Origin of the sequence: Eggerthella timonensis, assembly GCF_900184265.1 — a bacterium.
Classification (GTDB): Bacteria; Actinomycetota; Coriobacteriia; order Coriobacteriales; family Eggerthellaceae; genus Eggerthella; species Eggerthella timonensis.
This window is the reverse complement of record NZ_FXXA01000002.1, coordinates 577528-592897: the sequence shown is the minus strand read 5'-3', so window position 1 is coordinate 592897 and position 15370 is coordinate 577528. Positions and strand designations below refer to the sequence as shown.

At 63.1% G+C, this 15370-nt stretch carries 16 protein-coding genes; all 16 read right to left on the bottom strand.

Translation table 11 applies throughout. The annotated features are described in order from the left end of the window. Positions 1–79: 79 nt before the first annotated feature. Positions 80–1396 (bottom strand): coproporphyrinogen III oxidase family protein, encoded by a 1317-nt coding sequence (locus C1A15_RS02590; protein ID WP_101721128.1) that lies wholly within the window; start codon positions 1394–1396, stop codon positions 80–82. Positions 1397–1570: 174 nt separating this feature from the next. Continuing rightward, positions 1571–2866, bottom strand: a complete 1296-nt coding sequence (gene purD / locus C1A15_RS02585; protein WP_101721127.1) for a phosphoribosylamine--glycine ligase — start codon at positions 2864–2866, stop codon at positions 1571–1573. 288 nt (positions 2867–3154) lie between these two features. Further along, complete coding sequence (locus C1A15_RS02580) at positions 3155–4471, bottom strand: adenylosuccinate synthase (protein ID WP_101721126.1); 1317 nt, start codon at positions 4469–4471, stop codon at positions 3155–3157. 44 nt (positions 4472–4515) lie between these two features. Then, positions 4516–6711: an ATP-binding protein gene (locus C1A15_RS02575; RefSeq protein WP_101721125.1), complete on the bottom strand. Its 2196-nt coding sequence runs from the start codon at positions 6709–6711 to the stop codon at positions 4516–4518. Then, a complete protein-coding gene (locus tag C1A15_RS02570) occupies positions 6708–7994 on the bottom strand; it encodes a metallophosphoesterase family protein (RefSeq protein ID WP_101721124.1) in 1287 nt (428 codons plus the stop codon). The genes C1A15_RS02575 and C1A15_RS02570 overlap by 4 nt, the downstream gene beginning before the upstream one ends. A 36-nt stretch (positions 7995–8030) precedes the next feature. Continuing rightward, positions 8031–9443 carry a replicative DNA helicase gene (gene dnaB / locus C1A15_RS02565; RefSeq protein ID WP_101721123.1) on the bottom strand — a complete coding sequence of 471 codons (1413 nt, stop codon included), beginning with the start codon at positions 9441–9443 and terminating at the stop codon, positions 8031–8033. Between the two features lie 213 nt (positions 9444–9656). Next, on the bottom strand, positions 9657–10199 hold the full coding sequence (gene rplI, locus C1A15_RS02560) for a 50S ribosomal protein L9 (RefSeq protein ID WP_101721122.1): 543 nt from the start codon (positions 10197–10199) through the stop codon (positions 9657–9659). Between the two features lie 15 nt (positions 10200–10214). Next, positions 10215–10475, bottom strand: coding sequence for a 30S ribosomal protein S18 (rpsR, locus tag C1A15_RS02555; RefSeq protein WP_009305603.1), 261 nt, complete (start codon positions 10473–10475; stop codon positions 10215–10217). A gap of 22 nt (positions 10476–10497) precedes the next feature. Beyond that, positions 10498–10950, bottom strand: a complete 453-nt coding sequence (locus C1A15_RS02550; RefSeq protein WP_101721121.1) for a single-stranded DNA-binding protein — start codon at positions 10948–10950, stop codon at positions 10498–10500. A 62-nt stretch (positions 10951–11012) separates the two neighbouring features. Then, positions 11013–11306, bottom strand: coding sequence for a 30S ribosomal protein S6 (gene rpsF, locus C1A15_RS02545; RefSeq protein ID WP_101721120.1), 294 nt, complete (start codon positions 11304–11306; stop codon positions 11013–11015). Positions 11307–11770: 464 nt separating this feature from the next. Then, positions 11771–12289, bottom strand: a complete 519-nt coding sequence (locus C1A15_RS02540; RefSeq protein WP_101721119.1) for a hypothetical protein — start codon at positions 12287–12289, stop codon at positions 11771–11773. A 714-nt stretch (positions 12290–13003) separates the two neighbouring features. Continuing rightward, positions 13004–13474, bottom strand: a complete 471-nt coding sequence (locus tag C1A15_RS02535; RefSeq protein WP_101721118.1) for a MarR family winged helix-turn-helix transcriptional regulator — start codon at positions 13472–13474, stop codon at positions 13004–13006. Positions 13475–13727: 253 nt separating this feature from the next. Continuing rightward, positions 13728–14108 (bottom strand): hypothetical protein, encoded by a 381-nt coding sequence (locus C1A15_RS02530; RefSeq protein WP_101721117.1) that lies wholly within the window; start codon positions 14106–14108, stop codon positions 13728–13730. Continuing rightward, a complete protein-coding gene (locus C1A15_RS02525; protein ID WP_101721116.1) occupies positions 14096–14425 on the bottom strand; it encodes a hypothetical protein in 330 nt (109 codons plus the stop codon). The genes C1A15_RS02530 and C1A15_RS02525 overlap by 13 nt, the downstream gene beginning before the upstream one ends. 12 nt (positions 14426–14437) lie before the next feature. Further along, a complete protein-coding gene (locus tag C1A15_RS02520; protein WP_101721115.1) occupies positions 14438–14725 on the bottom strand; it encodes a helix-turn-helix domain-containing protein in 288 nt (95 codons plus the stop codon). Positions 14726–14765: 40 nt separating this feature from the next. Continuing rightward, on the bottom strand, positions 14766–15344 hold the full coding sequence (locus tag C1A15_RS02515) for a hypothetical protein (protein ID WP_101721114.1): 579 nt from the start codon (positions 15342–15344) through the stop codon (positions 14766–14768). Between the last annotated feature and the right edge of the window lie 26 nt (positions 15345–15370).

Sequence of the window (15370 nt, the reverse complement as noted above, 5' to 3'; positions counted from 1 at the left end):
TCGAAACTGGAACGTATACAACAGAAACGCCCGCGGCAATGCGCGGGCGTTTCAACTTTTGATTGACGGGTGCGGCGGGTTATTTTCCGTCGCCGAAGATCAGCTCTCGCTCTTCGCCGACGAGGGCGGCGCGGGCCTGGTCGCGTAGGTTGTTCACGCCGATGAAGAACTGGCGCATCATCACCACCATGAGGTAGCGCCCCTTCGGCGTGAGCGTCAGCTCGTCCGCATTGTCGCGATCGAACGCGCCCGACGCCTTCATGAACGCCATCTCCACGGGCAAACCGCGCTCCACGGTCACGCCGAAATCCTTCTCGAACTGGCGTTTGTCGAGGCGCAGGCCGAACAGCTGCATCATGAAACGATACCGCATCTGATCGTGCTTCGAGAACGTGGCCTTGCCCATGAGCGACATGCGGTCGTGCTCGATAGCGTCGTTGTAGTCGTTCACCGAGAACGTGTTCACGTACAGGTTGTTGCCCAGGTACGTGATGCCGCCGCTGCCGATGGCCGGATACTCCTCGTAATCGACCACGTACTCGTCGATCATCGCGTCCTCGCCTGCCGCGCCCGTGCCGCGCTTGTTGAACGTCCAGGCGCTGCCGTGCTCGAACAACGGGTTCTCGCCACCGGCCAGCACTTCGGAGATGATCTCGTAGAAGCGCTGCTCGCGGGCGTAATCGACCTTGCCCACGGTACGAGCGAGTGAGCGGGCGACGCTGGGGCTTGCCATAAGCGGGTAGAACGTGGTTTGGCTCGTGCCGCTTTCAACCACGCGCTCGATATCGGAGAACAGCACGTCTTCGGTCTGCGCCGGGAAGTTGAAGATCATGTCCACGTTGAGCGACGTGAAGTAGGGGCTCGCCTCGCCGATGCGCTCGAGGATTTCCTCGCCGCTGCCGTACTTGTCGTAGCGGTCCATCTGCTTGAGCAGGTCGTTATCGAAGCTCTGCACGCCCACCGACAGACGCTGGACGCGGCCTTGCAGCTTGTCCAAGTAGGCCGGGATCAGGTGGTTCGGGTTCGTCTCGCTCGACACCTCGCCGATGGAGAACGTCTCGCGCGCCATGTCGATGGTGTCGCACAGCTCATCGATCATGATCGTCGGCGTGCCGCCGCCCACGTACAGGCTTTCGAAATCGTAGCCCAGGTCCTTCAACATGAGCATTTCCTTGCGCATGTTGGCGAAGTAGGGCGTTGCACGATCCTCCGCGAACGGGAAGCGGTTGAACGAGCAGTACGGGCACAGCCGCTCGCAGAACGGCACGTGCATGTACAGCATGTACTTCTGGCCGGGAACCGGGCCGGGCACGCGTCGTTCCTGCGTCGGTTCCAGACGCAGGTAGTTCTTCGTGCATTGACGCACGACCGTGGTAAGCAAACGTTCTGAAAGCATCTAAAACTCTCCAGTCCAAAAAAGTCAGCGAGAAGCGCCGAGGTGCCTCGCATTGCGGTGTTGCGCGGCCGAGCGTGCGTTCGCACGTGAGGGAAAGCGCAAAAGCCGCAAGGCGGGGTGCCTCGGCGCTTCGCAGCGTCGACTAGGTGCGCCGTTCGGCAGAACGGCGCACCGTCAGTTCTCCCACGCGGCACGCCCGGCGGCGGCGCGTTTTCCGATATCGCTGCGGTATTGTTTACCCTCGAAGTTGATGAGGTCGCACGCCTCGTACGCCTTCTCGCGGGCGTCGTCGAACGAATCGCCCAAGGCCACCACGTTCAGCACGCGGCCGCCGGCGGTGACCAGCTCGTCGTCGAAGTTCTTGGCGGTTCCGGCATGGAACACCGTCACGCCCTCGATCTCCTCGGCCTCGTCGATGCCGAGGATGACCTTGCCCTTCTCGTACGCGCCCGGGTAGCCTTCGCTGGCCAGCACCACGCATACGGCCCACTGCTCGGACCAGCGCAGGTCGATGTCGTCGGGACGGCCCTCGGCAACGGCCAGCATGATATCCACGAGGTCGGACTCGAGGCGGGGCAGCACCACCTGCGTCTCGGGGTCGCCGAAGCGCGCGTTGAACTCGAGCACCTTCGGGCCCTGGGGGGTCAGCATGAAGCCGCCGTACAGCACGCCGCGGTAGTCGTTCACGAACGGGTCGCGCGCCGTAGCGGCCGCCGAGCGCTCCATGATCTCGCGCATGGCGGTGAGCTCGTCTGCTTCCACGATGGGCACCGGCGAGTACACGCCCATGCCGCCGGTGTTGGGCCCGCGGTCGCCGTCGAACGCGCGCTTGTGGTCCTGCGCCGTCACCATGCAATGAGCCTTGCCGCCCGTGACGAACGCGAGCAGCGAGCACTCGGGGCCGGTGAGGAACTCTTCGACCAGCACCACGTTGCCGGCGTCGCCGAACGCGCCGTCGAAGCAGGAGCGCACGGCGTCTTCCGCGTCCTCCAGCTCCTCGGCCACGATGACGCCCTTGCCCGCCGCGAGGCCGTCGGCCTTCACCACGATGGGCGCGCCCAGCTCGCGCACGTAGGCCAGCGCCGGCTCGAGTTCGGTGAAGCTCGCGTAGCGCGCCGTGGGGATGCCGTTGGCGTCCATGAATTCCTTGCTGTACGTCTTGCTGCCCTCGAGCTGCGCGCCTTGCGCATCAGGGCCGAACACGGCCACGCCTTCGGCGCGCAGCACGTCGGCCACCCCGGCCACGAGCGGAGCCTCCGGGCCGATGACCACGAGGTCGATGCCGTGCTCGCGCACGAACGCAAGCACGTCCTGGCCGTTTTCGGCGTTCAGGCCCGCGACGTTCTGGGCGATGCCGTCCGTGCCGCCGTTGCCCGGCGCCACGTACAGGTTGTCGGTACGCGGGGACTTCGCCAGCGCCCACGCGATAGCATGCTCGCGGCCGCCGCCACCCAATACCAAGATGTTCATGTCAGGTCCTTTCAAACCCAAAGCCCTCTCAATGGTTCAATGCCATGTTTCACGTGAAACATTTGTTCCCTTATCGCACGCTTTTGCGACGATTTGTTTCACGTGAAACAAACGGTGCCGCACAGGTCGTTCGTACAGTCAGCGAGAAGCGTCGAGGTAACCGAGATCGTGAGGATGGCGGTGGCGAAGCGTACTTCGGTACGCGAGCCGTCGGCATCGCCGCGAGGTCGGACGCATCGACGCTTTACCGCGTCGAGCCGTTCCGCCGTTCGGCAGAACGGCGGAACATCACCGATCCCAGCCGCGCATGATGGTCTGGTCGCGATCGGGGCCGACGGCGATGATGCTGACCGGCACGCCGGTGATCTTCTCCAGGTACTCGACGTAGCGCTGCGCGTTCTCGGGAAGTTCCTCGAACGTGCGGCATCCGGTGATGTCGACGTCCTTCCAACCCGGAAGCTCCTCGTACACGGACTTCGCATGGAACAGCACGCTCTGCTGCATCGGGAAGTAATCGTACAGCTTGCCTTCGCACTCGTAGGCCGTGCACACCTTGATGGTGTCGAACGCGCTCAGCACGTCGAGCTTCGTCAGCGCCACGTCGGTGAGGCCGTTGACCTCGGCCGCATAGCGCGCGATGACCGCGTCGAACCACCCGCAGCGGCGCTTGCGCCCCGTGGTCACGCCGAACTCGTGGCCCACCTTGCACAGGAGCTCGCCCACTTCGGCTTCCTCGCCTTCGCCGCCGTCCTCGGGGAAACGCTGCTCCGTGGGGAAGGGGCCCTCGCCCACGCGCGTGACGTAGGCTTTCTGGATGCCGAGCACGCGATCGATGACCGTGGGGCCCACACCCGTGCCGGTGGCGGCGCCGCCGGCGCAGCACGACGAGGACGTGACGTAGGGATACGTGCCGTGGTCGATGTCGAGCAGCGTGCCCTGCGCGCCCTCGAACAGGATGGACTTGCCGGCACGCACGGCCTCGTTCAGCAGCTGGGCCGTTTCGGCCATGTACGGCTTGAGGATGCGCGCGTAGGGGAGGTACTCCTCGCAGATCTCCTCCACCGTGTAGGTGTGCAGACCGTAGATCTTCTCGAGGATGGGATTCTTCTGGGACAGCACCGCCTCCAGCTTGAGACGGAAGATCTTCTCGTCGAGCAGATCCTGGATGCGGATGCCCTTGCGCGCCACCTTGTCCTGGTAGCAGGGCCCGATGCCGCGCTTCGTGGTGCCGATCTTGTTGTCGCCGAGGCGCTTCTCGTCGGCGCCGTCGAAATCCTTGTGGTAGGGCATGATCACATGCGCGTCGCACGAGATCTTGAGGTTCTTGCAGGAGATGCCCTCGGCTTCCAGCATGGCCATCTCCTTGATGAGCACGCCCGGATCCACCACCACGCCGTTGCCGATGACCGGAACCGCGTGCTCGTACATGACGCCGGAGGGCATGAGATGCAGCGCGAGCTTCTTGTCGCCGTGGATGACCGTGTGACCCGCGTTGTTGCCGCCCTGGTAGCGAACCACGTAATCGTACTCGCGCGCGATCAGGTCGGTGACTTTGCCCTTGCCTTCGTCGCCCCACTGGGCGCCAATCAGAACCGTGCTCGGCATGTCTCTTCGTCCTTTCGGTGTTTGTATCGCAGAATCACAGTATATTACAGTTCGACTTCATTCAGCGTCGAATCGGCTTCCCTCATCGTCTCGACGATTTCTTCATGGCAGGTGAAGAGGATCACCTGGCGCATCCGGGCAAGCTCGGCCAGCGCGCGGGCAGCGCCGGCACGACGGGCGGAGTCGAAGTTCACGAGTATGTCGTCGGCCAGGATGGGAACGGCGCGGCCCACGTTGTCGGCGGTCATGAGCAGCGCGATGCGCAGCGCGAGGTACAGCTGCTGGCACGTGCCGAGCGACAGGTGGCTGGGATCGCGTGTCGTCTTCACCGCGTCCGTCACCTGCAAGCGGCCTTCGGCAGTGAGGCTCACCTTGGTCCAGCGGCCGTCGGTCATGAGCGAAAGCAGGCGGCTAGCCTGGCGATACACTTCCGGCTGGCTTTTGCTTTCCCAGGTGGCGATGGCCGACTCGAGCATGCGCCGCGCCAGCAGCAGCCGCGCGTAATCCTGCGCGCTCTCGTCTTGGCGCGTGCGAATCTGCTGGTAGAGCAGCTTGTACTCGTCGAAATCGCGCAGGTGCTCGGCATGGGAAAGCTCCTGCTTGAGCTCGCCGTAGCGGCGGTTGAGGCCCTCGCTCGTCTCGAGCAGGCCCATGCGCTGCTGGGACTTTTGCGCGATGGCGTCGTCGATGGCGTCGATCGTGCGCTCGGCGCGCAGGTCGATGCGCTCGTACAGGCGGCGGCGCTGGCGCTTCGCGGACGCGAGCCTCTCCTCGAGCGCGCTGCGGCGCGACACGAGCGCCTGCAATCGCTGCTGGAACAGGTTGTTCTCGGCGCGGACGTCCTTGGCCTCGTCGAGCAGGGTGCGCGAGCGCCGCAGCGACCCCTGCGCCTCGACCAATCCCGCGGCATCGAGTTGCGCGCGGGCGCGATCGCGGAAGGCTGCTTGGCTCTCGAGGCACGCTTCGAGTTTCTTCTTGTCCTGCAGCATCACCCATTGGGCGTCCTGCTTGCGGGCCTCCTTCGCCTCCTCCTCCTTGTTCGGGCGAAACAGCATCACCATCGCGGCGAGGGCCAGCATGAGGGCGAACACCACGAGGCCGATGCCGAGCGCCGTGAACGACAGGCTGGTGATCTCGCGCCCGTGGATGAACAGCGGCAGCCCGGCGCTCACGAACAAAAGCGGCAACGCGATGGACAGGCCCACCTGCACGCTGCGCTGGCGGCGCAAGCGGTCGCGCTGGGCGCGCTCGTCGGCGGTTTCGAGCAGCGCTTCGTAGGCGGCTTTCGACGTGGCGAAGTTGTCCTGCGCCAGGTCGACGGCGTGCTCGCACTTCGCCTCGTCGACCGCCAGCGAGTCGATCTGGTCGCGCAAAGCGCGCTCGTCCGACGTGCCCAGGTTCGCCAGCTCGGACACGCTGCTCGTATTGGCGCAATGTGTCGTGACCAGCACATCTTCCTCGTCGTGAAGGGAGGCTATCTGATCGGCCAGCGCGTCTATCTCATGGTCGAGCTTTTCGATGTTCGCGCGCTGAGCGGTCAGCGACTCGATGGAGGCGTTCAGCGCATCGAGGCGCGCGAGCAGCTCGTTGCGTTGGGGCTCTAGCTCGCGGAACTCCTTGTCCTGGCGCTTGAACCGTTCGGCCTCTTCGGCTGCAACCGTCATCTTCGCGCGCAGCTCGTTCTGCTGCGTCGTGAGGTTGGCGATGGAATGCTCGATACCGGCGGCGCGCGAGGTGTATTCCACGAGCTTGTCCTGCACGGTTGCCAGCGCATGGGCGGGCGAGGCGCCCGTGCCCGAGCCGGCCGTGAGCAGCTTCGCCGTGACGTCGGTGGTATTGCGCAGCGTCCGAAGCTCGTCGCTGGTCAAGGAGAACATCGTCTGGAACGTCTCCTTGTCGATGTCGGCCACCAGCGACGCATCGCCCTGGAGCCCTTCGCTGTTGCGGACGCGGGAAAGCTCGAGCTCAGAATGTCCCAAATGGGGACTGTCCCCATTTGGGACATCCGAGAAGAACAGCGAGCCGGAGCGCTCGGCGTTCGACGGCTTGTAGGTGTTGCGGCTGCCGCGCGCCTCTTCCCAGCCGAACAGCACGCCGCCCACGAACGACGCGAGTGTGGTCTTGCCCGCTTCGTTCGGTCCGAACACCACGTTGAGGTGCGGCCCGAAAGGACCCACCACTTTATTTGAGAACGCGCCGAAGCTGACGATCTTGATGCGCTCGAGATAGGATTGCTTCATTGGTCATCATCCTGAGCAAGCAGATCGAGCACGAGGTTCTCGGCGGCCTCCGCGAACTTGTCGATGTTGCGCGTGTAGGCGCTGGGCAGCTGGATGTTCTTCTTGATGAACTCGTCCTGCAAGAAGGCGATGGCCTCGTCCGGGTTGCGGCGCTGCGCGTCGGCCACCTGCAGGAACACGGCGGGGAACAGCCCTTCGCGGCGCAGCGCCTCCTTGTCGCGCGGCGGCACGGTGAGGTTTACCAGCGCGTCGCAGAAGAACGCGGGGTACGCGTCGTTCACGTGCTTGCGCAGGCCCGCAACCACATCTTCGCGCCCGAGCATGGCATGGAGCGGCGTGGCTCCCTCCAGCGCGATGCGCACCACCATCTCCTCGCAATGCGCCTTGCCGTTCTCGCGGAACAGCTCGCGCATGATCTTGTCGGTGATGTCGGGGAGGTTCGCGCAGTCGGCCACGTCGATGCTCATGCGCTGCCACACGACGCTGGCCGTGGGGATGAACTCGATCTCGTTCTTCGCGCCATCCCGCAGCGTGACGCAGTAGACGCCCCGCTCTCCGGTCTCCTTGATGTCGCGCCCCTGGATGCAACCCGAGAACACGAGCCGTGGGTCTTCGAAGGACGGATGGGCGTACTTCATATGGATGTGCCCGAGCGCCCAGTAATCCATGCCCGCGCGCATGAGGACAGCCGGATCGACCGGGGCTTTCACCGGGTCGAGGTTGAGGCCGGTGTGCAGCAGGCCCACGGCGAACGGAGCTTCGGCGGCGCGCGGATGTTCTGCGGCCAGCGCGCGCTCGGCGGCTTCGCGCGTGACGCCCTCGGCGATGCACTCGTCCATCGGCCACGTCTGATTGTAGTAGCCGCGCCCACCGATCAGGCACAACGGCTCGCCGTCGCGCTCCACGAGCGCGAAGCCGGGGCGATCGCCCGGCAGCATGGTGGCGTTTGCGGGCAGCGAGAAGAAATCGTGCTGCCACGAGGTGTACGGATCATGGTTGCCGGTGACGAGGTACACCGGGATGCCAGCGTCGTCGAGGCGCTCCAGCCCGCCGAAGAAGTGCAGGTAATCGCTGTACGACGGGCGCGCGGAGTCGAAGATGTCGCCCGACACCACGACGAAATCCACGTCGCGGGCGATGGCCGCATCGATCACACGGTCGTACGCTTCCGGGATGGCGGTGAGCAAGCGGTTCGCCCACTTGGAGGAAAGCGCGCGCAGCCCGCGGAACGGCGCTCCCAAATGGAGGTCCGCAGCATGGATGAATGTGAGGCGTTTCGGCATGTGCCCAGTGTACCGCGAAACGGCTCAACAGGGGCTTTACATATAGCCGCCCGCGCGCGAATCGTCGATGAAATCCATGAAGCGCGTGTACTCCGCGTTGAAAGCCAGCGGGATGTCGCGCGTGGGGCCGTTGCGGTGCTTGGCCACGATCAACTCGGCCGAGCCCAGGTCGGGGCGATCTTCGCTCTCGGCCTCGATCTCGTCCATGCTTCGGTCGATGAACATGACGATGTCGGCGTCCTGCTCGATGGAACCCGACTCTCGAAGGTCGGACAGCATCGGGCGCTTCTTGCCGCGCATCTCCACCGCACGGGACAGCTGCGACAGGGCGATGACGGGCATGTCCATCTCCTTCGCGAGCACCTTCAGGCCTCGCGAGATCTCGCCGACCTCGACGGCGCGGTTGCCGTCCTTGCGCGACTGCGGCGGCGACATGAGCTGCAGGTAGTCGACGATGATGATGCCTTTTTCCGCAGAGCGCAGCTCGCGGCGGGCCTTGGCGCGCAGCTCGAGGATGGACAGCGACGGCGTGTCGTCGATGAACATGTCCAGCTTCGACAGCGTGTTCGACGCGTCGGCGATGGCGCCCCAGTCGGATTCCTGCACCTGGCCGGCGCGCAGGCGCGAGAGGTTCACGCGGGCTTCGGCGCACAGGATACGCTGCACCAGCTGCGCCGCGCTCATCTCGAGCGACAGGAAGGTGACGGTGGCTCCCGCTTTGGCGGCGTTCGTGGCAAGGTTCAGCGCGAACGACGTTTTGCCGACGCCGGGTCGCGCGGCGAGAATAACGAGGTCGCCGCCGCGGAAGCCGTGGAACAGGTCGTCGACGTCCTTGAACCCGCTGGGGATGCCGGCCATGGCGTCCTTCTGCTCGGCCAGCTTCGTCAATTCCTCGAACGCCTCGGTGAGCAGCACGTCCATGCGCTTGAACGCGGACGACACGCGCTTCTCGGTGACGTGGAACAGCGTCTTCTCCGCTTCCTCGACCACGACGCCCAGGTCGTCGGGCGCATCGTAGGCCAAAGCTTCGATCTCGCCCGAAGCGCGGATGAGATCGCGCAAGATAGACGTGCGCTTCACGATTTCCAGGTGGTTCTGCCAGTTGGTGAGGGCGAACGTGTTGTCGGCGAGCTCGATGAGGTACGCTTTGCCGCCCACGGCTTCCAGCTGGCCCATGGCTTTCAGGTTGTCGGCGAGCGAGATGTGGTCGATCGGGATATGGCGCACATACAGGTCCATCATGGATTCGTAGATGTGCTGGTGAGCGAAGCGGTAGAAGTTCTCCTTCACCAGCTTCGGCGCCACTTCCTCGATGGCCTCCTGGTTCAGCATGCAGGCGGCAAGGACGGACCTCTCCGCTTCGATGTTCTGCGGATCGATCTTGCGACGGTCGGATGCGGCACCATCGTCAGGTGCGAAGTCGGCGCTGTACGGCGCGGATGAAGACATGCTCGAACTCCCTCTCGAATTGCGTGAGCCCCTATGATACTGCAACGGTTATCGCAGGTCATTAGTTATTTTTGTGCAGCATTGCCTCGGTTTTCGGTTATCCACCGACACAGGAAAACCCCCTCCGTGCACCATCAGGGCGAAGGGGGTTTTCCACTGTTTCCACAACCGAGGGCTGTGGATAAATATTTTTCCGAGCAAGCGCTCCGGCTGCTATTCAGCGGCCTCGGCGGTCTCCTCTGCAGGAGCCTCGACGGCTTCTTCAACCGTCTCGACTACCTCGGCCTCTTCCTCAACCGGGGCAGCCTCGTCGGCACCGCCGACGAACAGCTTCACCGTCGTCTTGATGTCGCGGTACAGCGAGATCGTGACCTCGTGCTGCCCGGACGTCTTGATGGCGTGGCCCAGCTCGATGCGGCGGCGATCGACGTCGACGTCCGTCGCGGCCTTGATGGCGTCGGCGATCATCTGAGCGGTCACGGAACCGAACAGCTGACCCTCTTCGCCCACCTTGGCCTCGACCTTGACGAGCGCGCCGTCCAGCGTCTCCTTGATCTTGGCGGCATCGCCCAGGCGGTTCTCCTCGCGCTTGGCGATGTTGTGCTTGCGCTGCTCGAGCTGCTTCAGGTTGCCCTTCGTAGCGAGGATGGCAGCCTTCTGCGGGAGCAGGTAGTTGTTGGCAAAACCGGGGGCCACGTCGACGACGTCGCCCTCACCGCCCTTGCCCTTCAATTCTTGGAGCAGGATGACTTTCATGGTTCCTCCTTGCGCCTAGCGACTGCGGCGGTCGCCGCGGCCGCTGATGGCGGGAACCGCGTAGGGCATCAAAGCCATCTCGCGAGCGCGCTTCACGGCGTTCGCGATGTCACGCTGGTGCTGGGTGCAGGCACCCGTCACGCGGCGCGGCTTGATCTTCCCGCGGTCGGTAACATACTTGCGCAGCATCTGGGTATCTTTGTAGTCGATGTACTGCGTGTCCTCTTTGCAGAACTGGCAGAACTTGCGACGCGGCTGCTTCGCGTAATCGGACATTGTCTAACCTCTTTCGTGTCGCTTAAAACGGGATATCTTCGTCATAGACCGAAGAAGAGGCATCAACCACCGGTGCGGCAACCACGGGAGCTGCAGCGGGAGCGGAGTAACCGCCGCCCATGCCGCCACCGTACGACGACGAATCGTTGCGGCTCGACATGAACTCGAGCTCGTCGACGATCACTTCGATCTTGCTGCGCTTCTGGCCCTCGCGCTCCCACTGGCTCCAGCGGAGCTTGCCCTCGATGGACACCTTGGTGCCCTTGTTGAGGTAGCGCGAAAGGCTTTCGGCGCGCGCGCCGAACATCGTGCAGTCGATGAAGTTCGGATAATCCTCCCACTCACCCGTCTGCTGGTTCTTGCGGCGGTCGTTGACCGCCACGCCGAAGCCGAGCACGGGAAGCCCGCTCGCGGTGGAGCGAAGCTCGGGGTCGCGGGTAAGGTTTCCGCTGATGATAACTCGGTTGATGCTCATGTGTGTCTACCTCTTCTCATGCCGGACACCGGGCTGTCCGCCCAGGCCCTCTACGTCGTCTCCTAGTCGCGGTCCGTGCGCTTGACGATCATGTGGCGTTCCACAGCGTCGGTAATACGCAGAACGCGATCGAGTTCGGCAACGTCAGCGGGATCGGCGTGGAAATCGATGAGAGTGTAGTCACCATCGGTCAATCCGTTGATCTCGTAAGCGAGTTTACGCTTGCCCCAGTTGTCGACGTTGTCAACCGTGCCCTTGGCATCAGCGATCGTGGTGTCGATACGCTTCATAACAGCGGCGCGGGTTTCCTCGTCGATAGACGGAGCGACAAAAAACAGCAATTCATAAGCCTTCATCAGCTCACCTCCTTTGGTCTTTACGGCCCCGGTGCTGAGAAGGCAAGATAGCCGGGGCAGGATTAGCCTGACTATTCTAGCAAACGGGAGCCGAAACGACCAATACAATCTTTTCACCTATCGTTTCAGCACTGTTTCGCCATACTTGCCATTTCTTAGCAGCGTGCCGAACATCTGGTATCCATCATAACAACCTCGTCTCACGCGGCGATGGCACGTTTCCAGCGCCCAGCTTTCTCAAGCTTGCGCGAATCCAGCGCTTTTCCAACGCGGATTCCATATTCCTTGCCACCGTTCCCAACGCGGATTCCACGCGGCGCGCCCATGATCCTCACGCGCATCCAACGCCGAGCGCACCGCGTACCTCATTCGCGGGCCGCGTCCTGGAACAAAAAAGCCGCGGCCCAGGTAGGAGCCGCGGCGTGTGATTCGCTGAACGTGGTGGAAAACGAACGGAACAAGCCTTATTCCTCGTCCTCGACGGCGTCTTCCTCAAGATACTTCTCGTCGATGTCTTCCTCTGCGTATGAGTCGGCGTCGCTCAACGCGATCATGAAGTTCGGCGCCTCGCCCACGTACGCGGGTTCTTCCTCGAACGTCACCTTGCCCTCGTCGTCCATCTCGTAGAGGTAGCTCACCGCGTAGCCGGCGTCCTCGCCCGGGACGCCGCCCTCGGCGATGATCGCGTCCTTCACGCCGTCATCCACTTCGATGTAGCCGTCGTAGCACAGCGCGTACGCCGCAGCGCCGCGCGCATGCTCCACCGTATGGCGAGCAAGGTTGAAGCACTCCTCGGCGGTGTCTGCGGGATGGTTCTCGATGAACAGGTTCTCCTTCACCACGAGCGCCGTGAACGGCACCACGTCGGCTCCCTGCGTCATCTTCTCCTTGGCTTCGTCCAGCGAGAACAGGAGCACCTTCTCCAGAATCTCGGGGATCTCGGGTACTTCGACGTCAGAGCTCTCAACTTCGCGATCGGCCATAGCCTTGTCCTTTCAAATGGATACTTCGTTGCAAACCAGTGTAGAGCTTGCCAGCGCGGCTGCGTACGCCGTCGCGCGCTTATTCGGCGTATCTGCAGAACTGACGAACCGCAAGGGGACGCCGGGCGAGGAATGCGAGGAATTCGACCGAATGTTTCACGTGAAACATTCGTACGGTCAGATGGAGTAGAGGGCGATTCGCGCTGGACGCGGGCGAGGGCGAGGGGCACGGGCGGGCGAGGGCAACGTGTAAGGGAAAGGGCACTGGCAAGGGACGAGACTCAGAACATGCGAAGCCACACAACAAAGCGTAGGGAAAACCGGGATCCAAGAACGGATGTTTCACGTGAAACATCCGGTCCGGCCGCCTACTCGACGCATGCCGACCGCAGCGTTCGGCCTCGACGGATGCGCGGGTGGCCATCTTTGCATCTCCAAGCCGTCGAAATGGGGCGAAATCACCGATTTCGGAAATCGTGCGCCCCAAGCAGGCACAGGACGATGCCGCAAAGCAGAGGACACGGCGAGCAGCCGCGATGCGGAACGGAACTCCCCTGCTCGCAAGATGCCACGCCTCTTCCGAAATCGGTGATTTCACCCCATTGAAGACCCGTCGGATGCTCGAAGCGACGATTTCGCGCCCCACACGAAAAACGCCCCGGCTCAGTGCGAGCCGGGGCGTTGGGCGATCGAGCATGAGACTCGGAAGCGAGCCTAGTGGCAGCAGCACTCGTGAGCTTTGCGACCCTTCTTCTTGCCATTGATGCCCTTGTCCTTCATTGACAGGATGAGCTTCTCGGTAATGGCGTTCAGCTGGGCGATCTCCTCTTCGGACAGGCAGTCGATGATGTCGTCGGCCGTCTTGTCGTTCGCGACGATGCGCTTCTCGGCGACCTTGCAGCCCTCGTCGGTGAGCTTCACGGCGTAGGTGCGCTCGCCTTCGGCATCCTCGATGGTAACGTAGCCGTTGCGCTCGGCCTTCTTCACGATGTCCTTGAGTTCGCTGCGGCTGAGGCCGAGGATCTTCACGAGCTCGCGCTGCGTGGTACCGTCGTTGTCGATGAGCGCGTTCAACAGCGCGCCCTGTCCGCGCTTGTAGCTCTTCGGCCCGTTCTTGTGGAAAGCGAGGCGGGTGAGCTTGCTTGCCTTTTTGAGCTGCGCGAGGGTTTGGGATGCCTGGTTCATGGAGGGTCCTTCTTTCTTATTTCTGTCTCTCTCAGGCAACTATAGAACTCGCCGCACGCAAGCGGTCGATTATCCACGAATATTCACTGAACAATTATCTTTCCAGTTGAATGACCTTATTTGCATTATTCGAGAATAATGCTTGAACGAGCATCGCCGCGATAGCGTCCGCTCCAGGGACTTGCCCATAGCACGTAGCGATCCTTAAACCAACGAACTGAGCGTTTCACCTAGGGCATCGCCGGCAGGGCTTTCAGCGGAACACGGGAGCCCCGCAGCCAAGGAGAACGTCGCTGCTTGCGAAAGTCGGATCGCTCTCGAGGGCTTCGGAGTTCGCAAGCGCTTCATCTCTTGCGAACGTCGCCCGATCGAGAACGGCGAGACCAGCAAGGGTGAGGGAATAAGCATTGTCGTCGGTTCCACCGTCGGAACGATGACGATGTTCGACGCTTACCAAACCGGAGTCTCTCAGATATCTCACGACGCTGCGAGCTTGCGAGCTTGAAAGCCCCGTTGCGTATCCTATCATCTTGTACGATGCGACTGTGCGCCCATCGGCGCCACGTTCGTCGCGGATGCATCCAAGCACTCGCAGCCGCCGATCGCGAGCCTCGACCATCTTCACTTTCGGCATCGCGACGATCCTTCGACGCCTGCAAGGTCCCTCGCTTCCTGACGAGCCTTGCGCAATCGCGCGCGGCCGAAAGGCGTGATCCGGTACCCGTTAGGTATACGGGCGCCCATCTCGGAGTATTGGGGAATTGCCTGCACGCAGCCCTCAAGCAGCAGCTCGTCGCGCGCATGGATCACGCGATGGCGCGTGAGCCCCAAGTCGGCCGCCATAGCATCGATCGACACGTGCGCGGGCTGCCTGGAGTCGGAGCATTCGGCAAGGTAAGCCAGCATCTTGTTCTTGGTTTCCTCGACCGCACGGTAACTCGTCTTCGGCATCGTGGAACCGCCTTATCGACGGCTTCTCGCGTACGAAAGAGCCTCGATGCCGGCAGGGGTGAGGAAATAGGCGTTTTCGGCGGTGCCCCCGTTGGGATAAGTGCGAGAAACCACGCGAACAAGGCCCGCCTCGACGAGCGACTTCTTCACGCCGCGCAGCTGCGCCTCGCTCAAGCCGAGACTCTTTGCCATATCACGCGTTGAGGCGATGTAGCCGGCCGACTCCTCCTGATGCAGCAAGATGAAGCAGAGCGCGTGCAGCTTGCGCTCGGCTATGATCGAATTCTTCACGCGAGCCATATCGGCACCACCTTCCCTTCCCTCAGCTCCGACGACGCCCTCAAACGGCACGCACCTTGATGGTGGCCTGCGTGCCGTACTCGCCCGTGGGTATGGGTTTGCCGCCGGTCTTGTCGTCCACGGTAACGACCAGATCCTGATCCGCACCCGGCTCGAGCTGGTCGATGATCACAGCACCCAGGCCCGACCCTTCGGACAGCTCCACGGTGCGGTCGCCGGCGATGCTCACACCCAAATAGCCGAGAGCCTTGCCCTTGCCCGATACCCCGTCGACCACCGAGTCCACGGCAGCGGAGATGGCCGCGGTCGACTCGGGCAGGTTCCTCACGGTGCCCTTCGCGGACGTGAAGCCCATGAAGCGCCCATCGATCACGCTCGTCTCGATATGGATGTCCACCGCAGACGATGACGAAGGCACCTCCACCTTGATGACCGCAGGGGCCGGGGAGGCGACCGTCGCCCCAATAGAAAGCTCGCGTTCGCCCTCGCCTCCCACGCCGTAGACGACGTCGGCCGCGAACGCGGATGCGGGCAGGAGGGCCAGGGCGAGCGAGATCGCGAGGACCGCCGCCAAGGCGGCCGGGCCCGCCGTCCGGGGAGTCGATGGTTCGAGCAGCATATCGTCGTTTCCTTTCTCGGGGACGC